At 71.8% G+C, this 18,596-nt stretch carries 19 protein-coding genes; 9 read left to right on the forward strand and 10 right to left on the reverse strand.

The features are described 5' to 3' along the window. Nucleotides 1–3: 3 nt before the first annotated feature. Genes FHX31_RS10650 through FHX31_RS10660 form a run of 3 tightly spaced genes read right to left on the reverse strand, consistent with a single transcriptional unit; the run spans nt 4 to nt 3,544 of the window. A complete protein-coding gene (locus tag FHX31_RS10650; protein ID WP_184975905.1) occupies nt 4–1,647 on the reverse strand; it encodes an ABC transporter substrate-binding protein in 1,644 nt (547 codons plus the stop codon). A 44-nt stretch (nt 1,648–1,691) separates the two neighbouring features. Next, a complete protein-coding gene (locus FHX31_RS10655; protein ID WP_230650141.1) occupies nt 1,692–2,618 on the reverse strand; it encodes a carbohydrate ABC transporter permease in 927 nt (308 codons plus the stop codon). Further along, nucleotides 2,615–3,544 carry an ABC transporter permease gene (locus tag FHX31_RS10660; protein WP_013287064.1) on the reverse strand — a complete coding sequence of 310 codons (930 nt, stop codon included), beginning with the start codon at nt 3,542–3,544 and terminating at the stop codon, nt 2,615–2,617. The genes FHX31_RS10655 and FHX31_RS10660 overlap by 4 nt, the downstream gene beginning before the upstream one ends. A gap of 67 nt (nt 3,545–3,611) precedes the next feature. Between FHX31_RS10660 and FHX31_RS10665 the strand changes: the two genes are divergently transcribed. The 3 genes from FHX31_RS10665 to FHX31_RS10675 all read left to right on the forward strand — a co-directional run bounded on the left by FHX31_RS10665 (nt 3,612) and on the right by FHX31_RS10675 (nt 7,004). Then, a complete protein-coding gene (locus FHX31_RS10665) occupies nt 3,612–4,637 on the forward strand; it encodes an acetylxylan esterase (RefSeq protein ID WP_091331706.1) in 1,026 nt (341 codons plus the stop codon). A 42-nt stretch (nt 4,638–4,679) separates the two neighbouring features. Beyond that, complete coding sequence (locus FHX31_RS10670; RefSeq protein WP_091331708.1) at nt 4,680–5,720, forward strand: DUF4034 domain-containing protein; 1,041 nt, start codon at nt 4,680–4,682, stop codon at nt 5,718–5,720. Between the two features lie 147 nt (nt 5,721–5,867). Then, complete coding sequence (locus FHX31_RS10675; RefSeq protein WP_030268212.1) at nt 5,868–7,004, forward strand: hypothetical protein; 1,137 nt, start codon at nt 5,868–5,870, stop codon at nt 7,002–7,004. A gap of 61 nt (nt 7,005–7,065) precedes the next feature. On the opposite strand, the gene FHX31_RS10680 is transcribed toward FHX31_RS10675, so the two are convergent. Further along, nucleotides 7,066–7,614, reverse strand: coding sequence for a TetR/AcrR family transcriptional regulator (locus FHX31_RS10680; RefSeq protein ID WP_091331711.1), 549 nt, complete (start codon nt 7,612–7,614; stop codon nt 7,066–7,068). Nucleotides 7,615–7,721: 107 nt separating this feature from the next. Here FHX31_RS10680 and FHX31_RS32655 point away from each other — a divergent pair, with 107 nt between their 5' ends. Further along, entirely contained in the window at nt 7,722–7,853 is a 132-nt protein-coding gene (locus FHX31_RS32655; protein WP_013287059.1) for a hypothetical protein, read from the forward strand. Next, complete coding sequence (locus FHX31_RS10685; RefSeq protein WP_184975908.1) at nt 7,850–8,698, forward strand: Rossmann-fold NAD(P)-binding domain-containing protein; 849 nt, start codon at nt 7,850–7,852, stop codon at nt 8,696–8,698. Before FHX31_RS32655 ends, FHX31_RS10685 begins: the two co-directional genes overlap by 4 nt. 19 nt (nt 8,699–8,717) lie before the next feature. Here FHX31_RS10685 and FHX31_RS10690 read toward each other — a convergent pair whose 3' ends face one another. Further along, the gene (locus tag FHX31_RS10690) at nt 8,718–9,623 is read right to left on the reverse strand and encodes a helix-turn-helix transcriptional regulator (protein ID WP_013287057.1); all 906 of its coding nucleotides are present in this window, start codon (nt 9,621–9,623) and stop codon (nt 8,718–8,720) included. 166 nt (nt 9,624–9,789) lie between these two features. On the opposite strand from FHX31_RS10690, the gene FHX31_RS10695 reads away from it, so the two are divergent. From FHX31_RS10695 to FHX31_RS10705, 3 genes are all read left to right on the forward strand, one after another. Further along, a complete protein-coding gene (locus FHX31_RS10695; protein ID WP_013287056.1) occupies nt 9,790–10,647 on the forward strand; it encodes an SDR family NAD(P)-dependent oxidoreductase in 858 nt (285 codons plus the stop codon). A gap of 132 nt (nt 10,648–10,779) precedes the next feature. Next, nucleotides 10,780–11,727 (forward strand): hypothetical protein, encoded by a 948-nt coding sequence (locus FHX31_RS10700; RefSeq protein WP_013287055.1) that lies wholly within the window; start codon nt 10,780–10,782, stop codon nt 11,725–11,727. 7 nt (nt 11,728–11,734) lie between these two features. Continuing rightward, nucleotides 11,735–12,376, forward strand: coding sequence for a M23 family metallopeptidase (locus FHX31_RS10705; RefSeq protein WP_030268217.1), 642 nt, complete (start codon nt 11,735–11,737; stop codon nt 12,374–12,376). Nucleotides 12,377–12,385: 9 nt separating this feature from the next. Here FHX31_RS10705 and FHX31_RS10710 read toward each other — a convergent pair whose 3' ends face one another. From FHX31_RS10710 to FHX31_RS10720, 3 genes are all read right to left on the reverse strand, one after another. Then, nucleotides 12,386–12,799, reverse strand: coding sequence for a DUF4260 domain-containing protein (locus tag FHX31_RS10710; RefSeq protein WP_013287053.1), 414 nt, complete (start codon nt 12,797–12,799; stop codon nt 12,386–12,388). Nucleotides 12,800–12,943: 144 nt separating this feature from the next. Continuing rightward, nucleotides 12,944–14,428, reverse strand: coding sequence for a class I adenylate-forming enzyme family protein (locus tag FHX31_RS10715; RefSeq protein WP_091331722.1), 1,485 nt, complete (start codon nt 14,426–14,428; stop codon nt 12,944–12,946). A 23-nt stretch (nt 14,429–14,451) separates the two neighbouring features. Further along, entirely contained in the window at nt 14,452–15,693 is a 1,242-nt protein-coding gene (locus FHX31_RS10720; protein ID WP_091331724.1) for a hydroxymethylglutaryl-CoA synthase family protein, read from the reverse strand. A 126-nt stretch (nt 15,694–15,819) separates the two neighbouring features. Here FHX31_RS10720 and FHX31_RS10725 point away from each other — a divergent pair, with 126 nt between their 5' ends. After that, nucleotides 15,820–16,359: a DUF1697 domain-containing protein gene (locus FHX31_RS10725; protein WP_047893481.1), complete on the forward strand. Its 540-nt coding sequence runs from the start codon at nt 15,820–15,822 to the stop codon at nt 16,357–16,359. A 20-nt stretch (nt 16,360–16,379) separates the two neighbouring features. On the opposite strand, the gene FHX31_RS10730 is transcribed toward FHX31_RS10725, so the two are convergent. After that, nucleotides 16,380–17,660 (reverse strand): cation:proton antiporter, encoded by a 1,281-nt coding sequence (locus tag FHX31_RS10730; RefSeq protein WP_071094396.1) that lies wholly within the window; start codon nt 17,658–17,660, stop codon nt 16,380–16,382. After that, nucleotides 17,657–18,418 carry a Crp/Fnr family transcriptional regulator gene (locus tag FHX31_RS10735; protein WP_013287048.1) on the reverse strand — a complete coding sequence of 254 codons (762 nt, stop codon included), beginning with the start codon at nt 18,416–18,418 and terminating at the stop codon, nt 17,657–17,659. Before FHX31_RS10735 ends, FHX31_RS10730 begins: the two co-directional genes overlap by 4 nt. Between the last annotated feature and the right edge of the window lie 178 nt (nt 18,419–18,596).

Raw genomic sequence — 18,596 nt, forward strand, 5'->3', positions numbered from 1 at the left:
CGGTCAGCCGTGGCTCTTGCGGTACCGCTCGTACGCCTTGTTGACCAGGTCGGTGTAGGCCTGCGCGTTCTTGCCCTTCAGTTCCGAGACGTAGGCGTCCCACTCGCTCAGCGGCCGCTGGCCGAGGGCGAACTTCAGCGTGTTCTGGGTGACGTGGTCCTTCAGCGCGGTCGCCCACAGCGTCGTCTGCTCGCGCTCCTCATCACTGAGCGGCGCGGGGGGCGGAGTCACCCAGGGCGCGGGCTTGCGGGCGTTCATCTCCTTCTGGAACTCCAGCTCCTCGGGCGAGAAGAACGACTGCACCAGGTCGAGCTTGCCGCCGTAGGCGAAGACGCCGTTGTAGAAGCCGAAGTCCTTCTGCAGGTGCTTGCTGCCCTTGGGGTTGAGCCCGATGACGTTGACGTCCGGGGCGAGGGTGCGCTTGCCCGAGGCGTCCTTGGTGTACGTGGTTCCCTCGACGCCCCACTTGGCGAACTCCTGGCCGGCGTCGGAGTACCAGAGCCAGTCGACGAACTGCATCATGGCCACGAAGTTCTTGCCCTCCCGGGCCTTGCTGGAGATCATCACGCCGTTCTCCAGCCGGCTCGCCGCGTTGACCGGGCCGGCCGGCCCGACCGGGAAGAGGATCTTGCCGAGCCGGGCGTTCGGGTTGATCTTCGCGATGTCCGGGCGGTAGTCGTTCACCAGGGTCTGCGCGTTCGTGCTGATCACGAACGACTTGCCGCTGGCGAGCTTCTGCCGGGCCTGGTCGTCGGTCTGGGTGAACGTCTCCGGGTCGAGCAACCCCTCGGCGACCAGCTTGTGGAGATACTCCACCACCTGCCGGTAGCCGTCCGAGGCGCCGGTGAAGACGTACTTCCCGGCACCGGCGTCCCAGCTCGTCGGCTGGTAGTTCCAGCCGGCGCCGGGTAGGCCGTGTGCCAGGGCGAGCATGTTCAGCAGGTTGCCGGCCGGGTTGGGCTTGCCGAACCGGTCGGAGAACGGGATGACGTCCGGGTGGGCCGCCTTCATCGCCTTGAGCATGGCGTACACCTCGTCCCAGGTGGTCGGGGACGGGATCTTCAACTGCTCCAGCACGTCGGTGCGGACCGCGAGCGTGTAGTCCTGCCAGGGCTTCTCGTGCAGGCCGGGCAGCAGGTAGAACTTCCCGTCCTCCTGCCGCAGCGTGTCCATCTCCGGCTGGAGTCCCCACCGCTCGATCTTGTCCTTGAAGTGCGGCATCAGGTCGAGGTAGTCGCTGACCGGCAGGATGGCGCCGGAGGAGACGTACGAGCTCTCCTGCGGGTGGTAGGTCTTCGGGATGATCAGCGGGGCGTCGCCGGAGCCGACCAGCACGCTGCGCTTCTGCTCGTAGTCGCTCAGCGGCACGGCGACCGGGTCCAGCTTGACGTTCGTCCGCCGGGCCAGCTCGGCCCAGAACAGCCACTCGGGCTTGAGCGGGTAGTTCGGGTGGTTGTTGTAGAGGATCGAGAACGTGACCGGCTCGGTGGCCTTGAACTGGTCACCGATGCCGTACTTCTCCATCGCGCCCGTACGGTTGCGGTCGAGGTCCTTCTTGTCCGGGGTGTCGTCGCCGCAACCCGCCAGGGCGACGACGGCGGCCGCGCCGCTGGCGAGCAGCACCTGGCGCCGGGACAGCTTGGCCATGGATTCTTCCTTCCGGTGGTGGGGTGGTGGTGCGGGGGAGGCGGCTATCCCTTCACGGCGCCGAGCATGATTCCGGAGACGAAATAGCGCTGGATGAAGGGATAGACCGCGAGGATCGGCAGGATCGTCAGCACGATGGTCACGGACTGGATGGTGGCGGCGGACTGGACGACGTCGCCGGCGCTGCCGAGGCCGCCGCCGGTCTGCGTGGCGTCGGTCGCGCCCGCGATGAGGTTGCGCAGATAGACGGTCACCGGGAGCAGGTCCTGGCGGTCCATGTAGAGGAACGCGGCGAACCACGAGTTCCAGAACGAGACGGCGTAGAACAGCACCATCGTGGCGACCATCGCCTTCGACAGCGGCAGGACGATCCGCAGCAGCGTGCCGTACGTGTTCAGCCCGTCGACGGCGGCGGCCTCCTCCAGCTCGACCGGCAGGCTCTCGAAGAACGCCTTCATGACGAGGAGGTTGAACACGTTTATGGCGTTGGGCAGGGCGATCGCCCACACGGTGTTCTTCAGTCCCAGGCTGGTGACCAGGACGTAGTTGGGGATCAGGCCGCCGGTGAAGAACATGGTGAACACGGCGATCCCGACCAGCGCGGTCCGGCCCCGCAGGTGCCGCTTCGACAGCACGTACGCGTAGCAGGTGGTCAGCACGACGGAGATGAGCGTGGCGACCACCGTGTAGAAGACGGTGTTGCGGTAGCTGATCCAGAACGTCGGGTCCGACGTCACCACGCGGTACGCGGTGAGGTTGAACCCGCGCGGCACCAGGTTCACCTCACCCGCGACGATGTACGCGTTGTCGCTGAGCGAGCGGGCCACGATGGTGAGGAACGGATACAGGGTCACCACCACGACGCCGGTCAGCACGACGGCGTTGACGACCTGGAAGACCCGGTAGCCCGCTGTCGGCCGGGGGCCACGCGGGCGGACCGCCGGTGCCCGCGTACGGGCGCGCGTGCTCACCACAGGCTCGTCCCCACCGTGCGGCGGGAGATCGCGTTCGCCGACAGCACCAGCGTCAGCCCGATCACGGACTCGAACAGGCCGATCGCGGCGGCGTAGCTGAGGTTCCCGGAGACGATGCCCACCCGGTACAGGTAGGTCGAGATCACGTCCGCCGTCGGGTAGGTGAGGGGGTTGTACAGCAGCAGGATCTTCTCGAAGCCGACGGCCATGAAGGTGCCGATGTTGAGGATCAGCAGTGTGACCATCGTCGGCCGGATCCCCGGCAGCGTGACGTGCCAGGTCTGCCGCCACCGGTTGGCGCCGTCGATGCGGGCCGCCTCGTACAGGTCGCCGTCGACGGTGGTGAGCGCGGCGAGGTAGAGGATGGTGCCCCACCCGACGGTCTGCCAGACCTCGGAGGAGACGTAGATCGTCCGGAACCATCCGGCCTGCTGCATGAACGGGACCGGCTCGCCGCCCACGGCACGCACCATCTGGTTCACGGTGCCGTCCACCGACAGCAACTGGAGGACCATGGCGGCCACGATCACGATCGACAGGAAGTGCGGCAGGTAGGACACCGACTGGACGAACCGCTTGAGGGCACGGTTGCGCACCTCGTTGAGCAGCAGCGCGAGCACGATCGGCAGCGGGAAGCAGAACAGCAGGGTCAGCGCGCCCAGCACGAGCGTGTTGGTGAACACGCTCCAGAAGGTCGGGTCGGTGAAGAACAACCGGAAGTACCGCAGCCCGGTCCAGTACTCGCCGAAGATGCTGCCGCCCGGCTGGAAGCGCCGGAACGCGATCACGTTGCCGAGCATCGGCAGGTAGCGGAACGTCAGGAAGAACAGCAGCGGCAGGACGGCGAGCGAGTAGAGCTGCCAGTCCCGGCGCAGGGCACGCCGCCAGGGCGTACGGCGACTGCGCGGGGTCGGGGCTGCCAAGCTCGTCCTCCCGCCTGACCGTCGGCCGGAACTTTCCGGTAATACGTCGTAAGCCTTTCGGAAATTTATGGGTATCGTTATCAGCGTGTCAAGAGCGTCGATTGATATCTCCCTCGACCGGCTCCGCCGCTACGTACCGGCCGTTGTCGAGCCCGCCGACTTCGACCGGTTCTGGCGGGCCACCCTCATCGCCGCCGCGGCCATTCCGGTGCTCGTCGACGTCCATCCCGAACCCACCGACCTGCGGCTGGTCGACGTGTGGGACGTGACGTTCGCCGGGTACGCCGGCGAACCGGTCCGGGCCTGGTACACCCGACCCGCCGACGTACCGGCGCCGCTGCCGGCAGTGGTGGAGTACCCCGGCTACGGACGCGGCCGGGGCCTGCCGGGCGAGCGGCTCACCTGGCCCGTGGCCGGTTACGCCCACCTGCTGGTGGACAACCGGGGACAGGCCGGCCTGTACGGCCGCGGCGACACCCCGGACCCGCACGACGCGCCCGGCGGGCCCAGCCCCGCCACGCGGGGGATCCTGTCCCCGGACGACTACCACTACCGCCGCCTCATCACCGACGCGGTCCGCGCGATCGACGCCGTCCGCGTCCTGCCCGGGGTGGACCCGGCCCGCGTCGCCGCGGCGGGCAACAGCCAGGGCGGCGGGCTCGCCCTCGCGGCGGCGGGCCTCGTCGACGGCCTCGCCGCGCTCCTGGTCACCGCCCCGTTCCTGTGCGACATCCAGCGCGCCATCGAACTGACCGAGGCCTCCCCGTACGGCGAGATCGCCCGCTACCTGGCGGTGCACCGCGAGGCCGAGGAGCCGGTCCGGCGCACGCTGTCCTACGTCGACGGCGTGACCTTCGCCCGGCGGGCCACCGCCCCGGCTCACTTCGGGATCGGTCTGCGGGACGACGTCTGCCCGCCGAGCACCGGGTTCGCCGCCTACAACCAGTACGCCGCCGGTGGATCGGCAGCGCCGCTACGGGAGATCCACACGTACCCGTTCAACGGCCACGAGGGCGGGGAGGCCGTCCACGTCCGGCGGCAGCTGCGCTGGCTCGACGCGGTGCTCCGCCCCGCCGGGACGGCAGCCGGCTGACGGGCTCACCGGCGGGGCCCGCGACATCTACCATCCCTGATCATGATCTCGACCGTGTGGCGGATACTCACCCGCCAGATCGACCCCAACCCGGCGCAGGACGACGCCGTGCTGCGCGAGGCGTGCACGCAGGCGCGGTACGGCTCCGACATCGGGCCGGCCCGGACGGCGCTGGTCGCCACCCGGCACGACTACGACCGCCGGGCCCGGTACGTCCGCGTGCTCGCCGAATCGACAGCTCGCGGGCTGGGATCGCGGATCGACCGTACGACCGGCCGGGTCGACACCACGGACGCCTGGACCGATCGCTGGGCGTCGCGCGCGCCCGCGGACCCGGATGCCCAGCTCGTCCGTGCCCGTTCCCTGATGGCACGGGCGTGGGAGGTGCGCGGCGGCGACTGGGCCGCCGGCGTACGCCGGGAGCAGTGGGTCGAGTTCAGCCGCCTGCTGGACCTGGCCCGGCAGGTGAACGATGTCGCGATGCGGCTCGCGCCGGACGACCCCACGCCGTGGGCGCACCGCCTGGACCTCATGATCGACACGAGTGCGCCACTGGAGGACGTCGAGGAGGCGTGGCGTGAGCTGACCAAGCGGGATCCCGGGCACCATCTGGGCCACGTGCTCCGGCTGACCTACCACTGCCGGAAGTGGAGCGGCTCGCACGAGGCGATGTTCGGCTTCGCCCGCTCGGTCGCCGCCACGGCTCCTACCGGCTCACCACTGCTCGTGCTGCCGGTTCGGGCCGCCGCGGAGTGGGCGCTGTGGGAGCAGGATCGCGAACCCCACGGCGGTACCCCCGACGAGATCGGCGAGCGGTGGCGACAGGATCCGGTCATGCAGGCGGATCTCGACAACGCCCTGTCCCGGTGGTTCCACCAGCCGGCGACCCGGCACGCCGCCTGGCTCGACGACGCGAACTTCCTGGCGTACGGGCTGGTGCGCACCGGCCGCGACGCCGAGGCCGCGCCGGTGTTCGCGTCGATCGGCCGGTACATGACCGGCGTTCCGTGGGGCTGGTGGGGCGACGAGCGGGGCGACGCCGTCTTCCTCCGGGCCCGTCGCCGCGCCCGCCGCGCTGCCTGACGGCGGGCGGCACCGTTCCGGCCACAGTCGATTCCCCCTCGGAGGGACCGTTCTTACCACTCCCTTACGGGACAGCAGCCGGGCACGCGCGCAGCTTCGCGGAACGCGATGCTGAGGTCCGACCACCGATCGGGGAAGAGGGCCACCATGGGATCACTGGCACGGTACGGGCTGTCGGTAGCGACGGTCTCCACTCTGACGGCGGGTGTACTGCTTCCACCCGTCACGCCGGTCGCAGCCGCGGCCCCTTCGACGTGGACGGCGACGATCCCCGCGCTGATCCACGAGAGCCGGCTGACCGACGTGGCCGCCACCGGCCCGAACAACGCCTGGTCCGTCGGCTACCAGGCGTCGACCTACACGGGGTACTCGATCGACCAGCCGTACGCGCTGCTGCGGTGGAACGGGCGGACGTGGACGGAACGGCGGCTGCCGCACCAGGCGTATCTGCTGTACAAGGTGGACGCGGCGAGCGCCCGGGACGTCTGGACGGTGGGCTCCCGGCGCCTCGGCGAGTCGTACGCCGGGCACTTCGACGGCACGACCTGGACGGCGCACGCGCCGTGGCCCGCCCCGGCCGGGACCGCGGAGCTGCTGGACGTGGCCGCCACCGGCGGCGGGCGGGCCGTGTTCGTCGGCCACGACGGTGGCCGGCCGCTGGTCGTCGAGGGTGACACCGGTCAGTTCGGCCGGGTCGCGGTGCCGGGAACCGATGGACTCAACGGCGTCCTGCGGGCGGTCTCGCGTACCGCGGACGGTGGCGTGTTCGCCGCCGGGGAACGGTACGTCGCCGACGCGCCCTACCCGGAGCCGATGATCGCGCAGCGCGTCGGCGGGTCGTGGCGGGTGGCGCCGCTGCCGTCGATCCCGAGCGCCCGGCTCACCGGCGTGTGGGCCCGCTCGTCGACCGACGCCTGGGCGGTCGGCACCCAGGACTACGACTCCGCCCCCAGGCCGGTCATCCTGCACTGGGACGGCCGGACGTGGCAGCGGGTGGCCGGACCGGCGTCGGCCGGCTGGGTGTACGCGGTCGCGGGCGACGCGAACGGCAACGTCTGGATCAGCGGCACGAACCCGATCCCGCCGTACGTCGAGTACCCGGGCACGCTGCTGCTGCGCTACACCGGCGGGCGATGGAGCGTCGCGTACGGGCCGAAGGTCGAGGGCAACGACCCGAGCCTGGACGCCCTGGCCAACATCCCGGGGACCGCGTCGTTCTGGGGGAGTGGCACGGTGTCGACAGCCGGGCTCCGCCTCACCGCCGTGATCGAACGGACCAGGTGAGGGCAGGGGCGTGAGCGCGGCACGGCTCACGCCCCGCCACCCTGGCACCCGTCGGGTAGGACTACCGCCCGGAGGTCAGCACCGAACGGGTCAGTGCGGTGAGCCCGGCATCCCAGCGCTCGTCGGGCCAGTCGCGAAGATGCTCGACGAGATCGCTGCGCACCGCGGCCAGCAGGGCGTGGGCGAGGAACTCCGCCGACTCGGGGCCCCGGGCCTCGGACACGATGGCGGTCAGCGTCGCGTGCCACTCCTCGTACGACTCGTTGCGATAGGGGCTTCCGCTTCCCGCGTTCTCCAGGGCCAGTGTGAGGACCCGGTTGGCCCGCTTGAACCGGACCAGTTCCCGCAGCAGGTGCAGGGCGCGGTCCGCCGGCGAGTCGCCGGGCGGGCTCGCCGCGAGTGACGCCTGAAGCTGTTCGCCGCGCGTGCCGTAGAGGGCGCGGACGAGGCCCAGCCGGTCGCCGAAGTGGCGGAACAGCGTGCCCTTGCCCACGCCGGCGGCAGCGGCGACGTCGTCCATGGAGATCCGGTCGGGGTCGTCCGCCGCCTCGAACAGCCGATCGGCCGCGGCGAGCACCGCCTCCCGATTCCGCGCCGCGTCAGCCCGCACTCCTGCCCCCTCTCGCAAACGGACCGCCAGTCCGCTATGGTGAAGCGGACCGGCCGTCCGCTTATCGTAGATCACCGCGGGCGGCCCGCCGACAGGAAGGAACAGCAGTGCCGAGTACCGCCACCGATGTGTTCCACCAGGCCCTGGACCGTCTGCTCGCCAAGGACATGCCGGGCTTCATCGCCCTGTTCGCCCCGCTGGCCGTGCGGGAACTGTTCGGCGAGGGGGTGCGGGCATGATCCTCGTCGTCGGAGGCACGGGAACGACGGGCCGGCTCGTCGCCGCGAGACTCGCCGCCGCCGGCCGCCGGGCCCGCGTCGCCAGCCGCCGGGCGTCCGCCGAGGGCGTCCGCTTCGATTGGTACGACCGCAGCACGCACGACACGGCGCTGGACGGTGTGACAGGGCTCTACCTGATCGCGCCCCTCGGCGACGCCGACCCGGCGCCGACCATGCTGCCGTTCCTGGACCTGGCCCGGCGTGCCCGGGTACGGCGGGCCGTCCTGCTCAGCTCGTCGGCGATCGAGGCCGGCACGCCGGGACTGGGCGAGGTGCAGGCCCAGCTCGGCGAGATGATCCCCGAGTGGGCGGTGCTGCGACCGTCCTGGTTCATGGAGAACTTCGTCGGCGACCATCCGCACGCCGCGAGCGCCCGGGAGCGTGGCGAGATCGTCAGCGCCACCGGCGACGCCCGCGTGGGCTTCGTGGATCCGGCCGACATCGCCGAGGTGGCGGTGCGTGCCCTCACGGACCCCGCGCCCCACGACACCGAGCACGTCATCACCGGTCCCGAGCGGCTGAGCTACGCCGACGTCGCCGCCACGCTCACCGACTTCCTCGGCCGCCCGGTCCGGCACCGTGCGGTCGACGAGGACGCGCTCACCGCGTACCACGAGGCTCACGGCCTCGCGCCCGACTACGCCCGCTTCCTCGCGGGCCTGGACACGGCCGTCGCCGCGGGCTCGGAGGACCGGGTCACGACGACCGTCGCGGACGTGACCGGCCGGCCACCCCGGACGTTCCGGGACTTCTGCCGCGACCGGCTGGCCGGAGTCCCTCGGACCGCGGACGCCTCGCGGGCCTGAGATCGACGCGCGGCCGGCGTCAGGACGGGTTCGGTTCGGTCCTGCTCGCGTCGGGCAGCGGCGTGGACGAGGCTCTGCCGGGGGCCGGCGCGGTCCGGGCGGCCAGCGATCCCAGCAGGCGCAGGTTGTCGTACGACGGGCTGCCGGGATCGGTGGTGTAGAGGAACAGCGTCTGGTCCGGGTCGCCGGGCAGGACGAGGGCCTCGTAGCGGAGGGTGATCGGCCCGACCGCGGGGTGGTGCATCCGCTTGGTGCCGTGCGTGCGTTCGTGCACGTGGCGGCCGTTCCACCAGGCCCGGAACTCCGGGCTCTTGATGCTCAGCTCGCCGACGAGCTCGCTGAGCTGCGGATCGTCGGGATTGCGTCCGGCGTAGAGGCGCAGGGTGCCGACCACGTCGGCGGCCACCGCCGGCCAGTCCAGGAAGGCGTCGCGGGCGCCCGGGTCGAGGAAGACCCACCGGATGTAGTTGCGGTGCCGCGGCGGGAGCAGTGTCCAGTCGGTGAGGAGGGCACGGCCCAGGGCGTTCGAGGCGAGCACGTCCGTGCGCCGTCCGAGGATGAGCGCGGGGTGTTCGGTCATCGAGGCGAGCAGCTGGTGCATCGCCGGGCGTACCCGTTGGGCGGGCATCTGCCGGCTGCTGCGCCTCGCCGGCCGCGCGAGGTCGGCGAGGTGGGCGCGGGCGGCGGCGTCGAGCCGGAAGACCCGGGCCAAGGCGTCGACGACAGCGGCCGAAGGGCTGGTGTGCCGGCCCTGTTCGAGCCGGGTGTAGTAGTCGACGCTCACGCCGGCGAGCAGGGCCACCTCCTCGCGGCGCAGTCCGCGGACGCGGCGTCCCTGCGCCACGGCGGCGATGCCGACCGCTTCCGGAGTCAGGTCGGCCCGGCACTGACGAAGGAATCGGCCGAGGTCGGAGTGTCCTGCCATGACCCGATGATCCGCCGCGAACGTCGTCCGCGACACCGCCTGGGTGGGTACGCCGTTCCCAGGCAGCGCTGGGCTCGTCCGGCTGTGTTCTCGGCCCACCCTCGTACCCACGATGGAGTGGCGTCCCCGGCCGGGGACACGACGACACCGAGATCCGGGAGTTCCCATGCCCTACCCCACCGCAGGTCCGGCCACGTGGTTCGTCACCGGCACGTCCCGCGGCATCGGCCTCGAACTGGTCAAGCAGTTGCTGGAGCGGGGTGACGACGTCGCGGCGACGACCCGGTCGGCCGAGCGGCTCGTCGCGGCCCTCGGGCCGGTCGACAGTGAGCGACTGCTTCCCCTCGAACTCGACCTGACCGACGAGGCCGCGGTGACGGCGGCCGTCCGGGCCACCACCGACCGTTTCGGCGGGATCGACGTCGTGGTCAACAACGCGGGGTACGGCTTCCTCGGCGCGGTCGAGGAGGCAGGCGACGCCGAGGTCCGGACGATGTTCGAGGTGCAGGTCTTCGGCGTCTGGAACGTGCTCCGCGCGGCCCTGCCCGGCATGCGCGCCGCCGGCAGCGGCCACATCGTCAACGTGTCCTCGATCCTGGGGCTGACCGCGTTCCCCGGCTGGGGCCTCTACTGCTCCGCGAAGTACGCCCTGGAGGGTCTGTCGGACTCGCTCGCGGCCGAGGTCGCACACCTCGGCATCAAGGTCACCGTCGTGGAACCCGGGTACACGCGTACCGACTTCCTTCGGACGTCCTCCCTCGGCCTGCCGGCGCGCACCACCGACGGCTACGAGGCGATCCGCGAGATGACCGAGGCGCACCTGGCCATGCCCGGCACCCAGCTCGGCGACCCGGTCAAGGCCGCGGCCGCCATCGTCGAGGTGGCCGTCGGCGGCAGAGCGCCGCTGCACCAGGTGCTCGGCTCCGACTCATACGGCCTGGCCAAGGCCCGCGTGGCGACGCTGCTCGCCGACATCGAGGCCGGCCGCGAACTCGCGCTCAGCACGGACGCCGACGAAGCCTGACCGCTTCGTCGACGGGTCGCGGCGTGCCGTCGCGCACCCGGACAGCTCGCGTCGGCCCGCCTCCGGAGGCGGGCCGACCGGTCGCACCGGCGTCGATCCGGCTCTGTCGGAGCCCGTGGCTATCCTTTCGCCGTGTCGTACGCCGATCTCAGTCATGCCCAGTGGAACGATCTCTCCGACGGCGCTGCCGGCCGGCTCGCCCAGGACGTCGCCGCGCGGCACGAGCTGACAGTGACCGGCCTGGGCGACACGGCGTACGCGGGGCGGTCGCACCGGACTGCGCTGTTCGACCGGGGCGGGATGCGGTTCGCTCTCGTACCCGGCGGCCGGCCGACGCTCGGCTACGACGCGGCCCGCTTCCGGCCCGCTGCGCACCAGGCCGCCGACTACGCCGACAGCGCCGCCGAGTTCGGCCTTCCGTCGCTGACCGAGTACGTCGACGCGATGACGTCGCCCGTACGCGACGTCGACATGCCGGCGATGCTGGTCGCGGTGGACGCGTTCGACCCGTGCGAGGTGCCGCTGGCGCCGGACGACCCTCGGGTGCGGGAGCTGGTCGCGTCGGTCGGGAACCGGTTCGGCGGGGTGCGCACCTTCCGGTCGGGTGACGGGCTGACTGTGGAGTTCGACCGGACGACCGGGCAGGTGGTGCGCGCCCGGGCGATCCGCGAGGTCTCGTACGACGAGGCGATGGCCGGGCTCGGGAGCCTCGGCGTGCGGACGACCACTCCGGACGAGTGGGAGTGGGCGTGCGGCGCCGGTGCGACGACCCTGTTCCGCTGGGGCGACGACTGCCCCGGAGACGGCTATCCGTACGACCACAGGACCGGCCCGCACCGGCAGGAGAACCTCTGGGGTCTGGCGATCGGGCAGGACCCCTACCGGCACGAGGCGACGACCGAGCGCACCGTCGTCTGCGGTGGCGACGGCGGCGGTGCCACCTGTGGCGGGAGCGGCTTCTTCCTGGGCTGGCTCACCCTCGCGACCGCGTACCGCGACGAGGATTTCGGCCGGTGGGTCGCCTCCGACGACGGATACGCCGACGAGATCCTGACCCGGCCCGTCATCGAGCTGGGCTGAGGCCCGGATGACCACCGAGCGTCCCCACGGTTCCCGCCGCCCGCGCCGCCGCGCCCCGCGCGTCCTGCTGATCGTCGGCGTCCTCGCGGCGCTCGCCGCCGGTGCGGCGGTCGTGGTGCCGCTGGTACGGCCACCAGGCCCGCGACCGGACTTCCAGCTCCCGGTGGCCTGCGGCGAGACGTGGCGGCTGTCCACCTATCCGGGGCACGACGACTACGACGTCGACTTCTTCCCGACTTCCGGGGACGCGTGGGGACGGCCGGTGCTCGCCTCCGCCGACGGCACCGTCACGGTGGCGGGGATCAACGGCTCGCTGGGCGGACGTACCCCGCAGGATCCGGACGGGCCGCGGGGGCGCGGCGGCGGCTACTGGGTCAAGATCGACCACGGTGGCAAATGGGAGACGCAGTACCTGCACCTGCTCGAACCGCCGTCGGTGCAGGCCGGTCAGCGGGTGGCCCGGGGCGACCAGCTCGGACGGGTCGGCAGCACCGGGAACTCCGGCGCCCCGCACCTGCACTACGAGCAGCGCCGGGGCTGGGAGAAGGTGGAGGCATACTTCGACGGCGTGCCGTCCGGGATCACGTCCGACGACCGCGAGTACTCGGTGCGGCTGACGAGCGCGAACTGCCGGCCGACGCGCCCGTGACCGGAACCGTCAGCGTTCGTCGGTGGACGATCCGGCACGCCGGGCCTTTCCGATCAGGCCGAGGTGGGTGTGCTCGAACCCCTCGGTCGTCTTGAGGCCGTAGCCCAGGGCGCGGTCGACGGCGATGTGGAACGCCCACGCGACGGCCAGGACTCCCAGCCAGTCGATCCGGTCGCCGGACGCGGCCGCTGCCACTGCCACCGCGCCGAGCGCCGCCGGCAGCGTGTACGAGTGCGCCACGTTGTAGCAGACGGCGCCGACGCGCGGCCCGCGCAGGTAGCCGAGCATGGACAGGTCGAAGACGAGGAAGAGGGCGAGCAGCGACCACCACGGGTACCCGGCCGCGACGGTCACGACGACGGCGAGGGCCGCGACGGCGACGGCCTCCACGCGCTGCGCCGCGACCGGGTTCAGCTGCGGCATCTCCCACCTCGATGTCTGTCAGTGGCCCTTGCGCAAGGCCCGAGCACCCCGGTGGCCGGGGTGGTCGGAGGCAGCCGGCTCGTGCCGCCACCAGCTCTGACAGGGTACGCGGCGGAGGCCGTACGCCGGCGGCCACCGCGACGGTCAGCCGCCGAAGCGTTGCCGCAACTGGTACTTCAGCACCTTGCCGGTGCCGCCGCGGGGCAGCGCGTCGAGGCGGTGGATGCGGGCGGGGACCTGGTGCGGCTCCAGCCGCTCGGCGAGGAACGCGGCGAGCGTCGCGTCGTCCAGGGCCGGGTCGGCCGCCACGACGGCGGCGACGATCTCGCCGTGCTCCGGGTCGGGCAGCGCGACGACTGTGGCCTCGCGTACCGAGGGGTGGTCGTAGAGCGCGGCCTCGACCTCCAGCGACGACACGAGCTTCCCGTCGGTGGTGATGACGTCGGTCATCCGGTCGAACAGGAACAGCTCGCCGTCGGCGGTGGCGCGTCCGAGGTCGCGGGTGCGGGTCCACCCGCCGGCGTGCACGCGGGCGTTGAGCGCCTGGTCGAGGTACAGCCGCTTGGGCGCCTCGCAGCGCAGCCACACCTCGCCGAGTTCGCCCGGCGGCAGCGGCTCGCCCTGCGGGTCGACGACGCGCATCTCGGTGCCGCGTCCGGGGCGTCCCAGCCACATCGGCCGGTCCGGGTCGACGTTGCCCAGGATGATCGCCGGCACCGCCTCGGACTGTGCGTAGGCGTTGGCGATGGTGGCGTTCGGCATGGCCGCGAGGAGGTCGCGGGCGATGCGCGGCGGCATGATCGCCGACGCGTTGCCGATGGTCTTGACCGAGCCGAGGTCGTAGCGGTCCTGCGGGCGGATGGCGGCGAGCCGGATCGCGGTCCACGGGGTGAGGATGAGCGTCGCGCAGCCGTGCGTGGCGAGCAGGCGGGCGATCTCCTCCGGGTCGTCCGGTGAGCACACGATCAGCGGTGACGGCGTCGTGGTGGCCAGCACCGCGACAGTCGTCGCGCTCGACGTGGTGCCCAGCGGCATCGGCGCGAGCAGCGGTGCGGGGTCGACCAGCTGCCCGAGGGCGGCGGACCCGCGCCCGTACGTCAGGTTGCCGTGCGGGTTGGTGAACGGCTTCGCCGGGCCGGTGGTGCCGGAGGTGTAGAGGATGTCGGAGATGTCCTCGGGGGTGACGCCGGTGTCGACGGCGCCGGAGTCGCCCTGGTCGAGGTCCGCGACGACCACCGACCAGCGTCCGGCGTCGTCCCGCCACGGCGGGAGCGCCGCGCCGCGGATCACACCGGCCACCGCACACTGGTCGAACCGGCGGCGCAGCTCCACCGCCGGCATCGTGTCGTTCACGTGTACGGCGGTGGCGCCGGCCTTGAGCACGCCGAGGTAGGCGACGGCGTAGTCGATCCAGTCGTCGCCGCCGAACAGCAGCGCCACCCGGGCGCCCCGCCCGGTGCCGCCGAGCCGGTCGAGCACCGCGCGGGCGACGGCGTTCGAGCGCCGGTCCCAGTCCCGGTAGGTGATCGCCGTCTTGCCGCGGACGTTTATCGCCTCCTGCTCGGGCATCAGGCCGGTGCGGTGCCGGAGCAGGTCGGGTACGACGACCGCGGACGTGGGCACACTCATGGGTCCTCCCTCGGATGGCGCGCTCAACTCCACCGGTACACGCGGTGGAAGTCTTCGATCCGGTCGAGCAGCAGCAGGCCCCGGCCGGCCACGTGGCTGTCCAGGACGGACCGGTAGGGGCCGGTGTCCAGGACGGCGTCGCGGACGCCGAAGGCGCGGTCGCCGGTGTGCCTGCTCCACTCGTCGAACTCGGCGACTGTGAGCCGGCGGCGTTCCTCGACGGCGCGGGCGAGCGGGCGGGCCGCGAGCCGGCCGGCGGCGCGCTCGGTGACGACGCCGCTGAAGAACTCGGACCCGCAGCCGGAGCCGTAGGAGAACAGGCCGATCCGGCGGGCCACCGTGAAGTCGGCGTGGTCGATCAGCGAGCACAGCGCGAGGTAGAGCGAACCGGAGTAGAGATTGCCGATCTCGCTCGTGTACGACAGCGACGGGGCCACCCGCGCCGCGAAGTCCCTGTCGATGTCGGCCGGCGCCATGCGCTTGGTCTTGCGCAGCAGCGTGCGGTGGGCGCCCTTGACCATCCCGGCGAAGGGGATGTGGAAGACGAGGTGGTCGAACGTGGTGACGATGTCGGCGCCCTCGACGCGGTCCCGGTAGGCGGCGAAGCACCGTTCCAGACAGGTGAGATAGGCGAGCAGGGACAGGTCGGAGTTCACCACGTCGACGTCCGGCCGGGGCCGCAGCGTGTCCATCACCTCCTGGGTGTGGTACCCGCTGGCGCCCAGGTCGAGCCGCAGCACGTCGGGCGTACGGCTGACCAGCATCGCGACCGCGCCGGCGCCCTCCGACGGCTCGAAGTAGCTGCCGGCCGCCGCGACGCCGGCGATGTCGGTGGCGATCACGAGCGCCCGCGCGTCCGGCGCCGGGCTCGCGGCGATGATCGCCGCCGCGCTCTGCAGGGCGGCGGTGCCGCCGTAGCAGGCGTGCTTGACCTCGAACGACCGGCAGCGCGGCGGCAGGCCGAGGAGGTCGTGGACATAGGTGCTGATCGGCTTGCCGAAGTCGAGCCCCGACTCGGTGGCCACCACCACCAGCTCGATCGCCTCCCGCTGCTCCGGCGACAGGGCGTCGACCAGTGGCCGGGCGGCGTTGACCGCGTGGGTCACCTGGTCCTCGCAGGGCAGGCTCACCGACCGGCGCCGCATCATCAGGTTCGGCAGCCGCGACGGGTCCAGGCCGCGCGCCTCGAACAGGCTGGGCACGTCGACGTACGCCCGGCCGGGGTAGACGTGGAGATCCTCGATGCCGACCGCCGTGGTGATCATCCTCGGGCCTCTCCTCTTCGTGGATCCCTCACCGCCGCGGTCCCTGACGTTGTACGACCGCGGGCCGGGCGTGTCTGCTCAGAGTTGAGCGCCCGCGATCGGCCCGGCCGGTTACCATCCCGGGTCATGACGAGATACGTCGCTCTGTTGCGTGCGGTGAACATCGGTGGCGGTAGCTCGATGGTGATGACGGAGCTGAAAGAGGTCTTCGTCTCCTGCGGCTTCGACGGCGTGGCCACGTACATCCAGAGCGGCAACGTCGTGTTCGGCTGCCCCGAGACCGACGAGGTCGCGATCCTGGCCGAGATCGACAGGGGCATCAAGCAGCGGTGGGGTCGCGACGTGCCGGTGCTGCTGCGCAGCCTGGACGAGCTCGACGCGATGATCGCCGCCAACCCGTATCTCGACGTCCAGACGGACCACACGAAGCTGCTCGTCACCATGCTCAGCGGCGACCCCGGCGCGGACAAGCAGGCGGCGCTCGCCGCCCCGCCCGGCGAGAGCGGCACGCTGACGCTGCTCGGCCGCGACGTGTTCGTGCACGTTCCCGACGGGTACGGGCGCAGCAAGCTCAGCAACGCCTTCGTGGAGAAGAAGACCGGTGTGGTCGGGACGACCCGCAACTGGCGCTCGGTGCTGAAGCTGCGCGACATGGCGGCGGCCTGACCGCGTACCCGTCATACCCGTCATCGCGGGCTCACCATTGACGGGCCGGACACGGCGCCCGAGGCGCTGTCACCGGCGTCGGCGGCCCGCACGAACCGGTCCGCCAACGACAGCAGCGGGCCGGTGAGAAGCGTCGTGACCAGCGCCATGATGAGCAGGGCGAGGAACAGCGGCGGGCTGAGGATGCCGGCCTGGAACGCGACCTGGAGCACGATGAGCTCGGTGAGCCCGCGCGTGTTGAGCAGGATCCCGATCCGTGTCGCCTCTGCGGGAGAGCAGCCGCCGAGCCGGCTGCCGAGATAGCCGCCGCCGATCTTCCCGGCGAGTCCGAGGACGAGCACGACGACCACCAGCGACCACGGCGTGCTGGCGACCGCGCCGGTCAGCGCGGTGAGCCCGGCGCTCACGAAGAAGATCGGCAGCAGCGACCGCCCGAGCCGCGACACGGCGGCGGTCGGCGCGTCCCAGGGCTCGCCGGGCGGCACCGCCAGGCCGACCAGGATCGCGCCGAACACCGCGGTCAGCCCGAGGAGGTGGACGCCGAAGCCGACCACGAGAGCCACCACGCCGAGCACCACGGCACTGGCGGCCGGCCACCGGCCGCACCACAGTGCCGCCCGGGCGCGGCGCAGCACCCATCGGATCCCGCCGGCCAGCAGCAACGCGCCGGCGAGGACCGCCATCGCGCGGCCGAAGGTCGCGGGATCTCCGGCGCCCAGCCCGACGGCCAGGGACAGCAGCAGCCAGCCGACGACGTCGACGACCACGGCGGCGGCCAGCGCGAGGGCCCCGGCCGTCGTCTCCGTCAGGCCCCGCTCGGTCAGCAGCCGCGCCAGCACCGGTACGGCGGTGATGGACAGCGTCACCGCGACGCCCAGCACGAAGGCCGGCATCGGCGCGTCGCCGCGTACGGCCGGTCCGGCGACGAACTGGACCCACAGTGCGACAAGCACCCCGCAGGCCAGCGCCGGGACGAGCGCACCGGCGGTCACCCAGGCCAGCCTGCGGTCGTCGCGCGCCGGCCCGACCCGCAGCTCACGCGCGAGGCCGACCAGGAAGAGCACCAGGGCACCCTCGGCGACCAGGCGCAGGAGTGCGCGTACGTCCTCCGGCAGCACCGCCGCCAGCCCGTCGTGACCGGCGAACAGGACGAGGGCCGGGCCGACGAGGAGACCGGCGACGATCTCCCCGATCACCGGCGGCTGCCGCAACAGCCGCGCCACGGCTCGTCCGGTCCCGCCGACGAGCAGCAGCGCCACGAGCAGCGCGGCTCCGTGCAGGAGGACCAGGACGGCGCTCATGCGGACAGTTCCCGGTCGCCGCGCAGCAGGCGTGCGCCGTTCACCGGCCGGATCGGCTCGGCGCCCCACCGGGCGGGCTCGTACTGTCCGCACTCCACGTACCGGGTCAGCGCGGGCTCGTTGATCAGGAGATATCCGCCGGGCAGCTGATCCACCAGCTTCGCCGCGCGGAAGTGCTTGAGGAACAGCCCGACGCGGGACCGGGTGGTGCCGACCATGCTGGCCAGCTCCTCCTGGGTGATCTTCGCGTCGATCTGCATGCCGAGGTTGAGCCGCCGGCCCACCTTGCGGGCGAGTCGCAGCAGGGTCGCGGCCAGCCGGTGTTCGCTGTCCATGGTGACCAGTTGGGTGATGGCCTGCTGCTGGTCGAGCAGCTTGGCCATGAGGAACCGGGTGAAGTGCCAGTTGAGCTGTTCGTCGCTGCTCAGCAGGTCGAACAGCTTCGCCGAGTTGACTCTCCTGATCACACTGTCGCGCATGGCCCGGGCGGTGTCGTGGCGTGGCCCGCCGAGCAGGCCGAGCTCGCCGAACATGTCGCCCCGTGTGTGGATCGACAGCAGGCACTGCTTGCCGTCCGCGGAGGACGCGATGGTCTTGAACTGGCCGACCTCCACGAGGTACATCCGCAGATCGTGGTCGCCGGAGTTGTACGCGGCCCCGCCTCGCGGGACGTGTGTGCGGACGGCGAAAGTCGGGTCGTCCCGGATCAGCCGATGCAGCTCGTTACGCAAACTGGTGGTGGCGCCGGCGATTCGCAAGGAGGCCTCCTGGCGCCCGATGTCGTGGCTCGGGCGTGTTGTCAGGTTCCTGATCATTCGCTGGTGAAATGCGTGACGCTATCAATCGTTGACAGTACAGCCGCAACGCCGGCAAGTATTTCTTCAGCCGGTGTCGGCAAACTGTCGGAATTGCAATACGGCCCGTGCCGGCCGTTCG

It is taken from the genome of Micromonospora sp. CNZ286 (assembly GCF_014207755.1).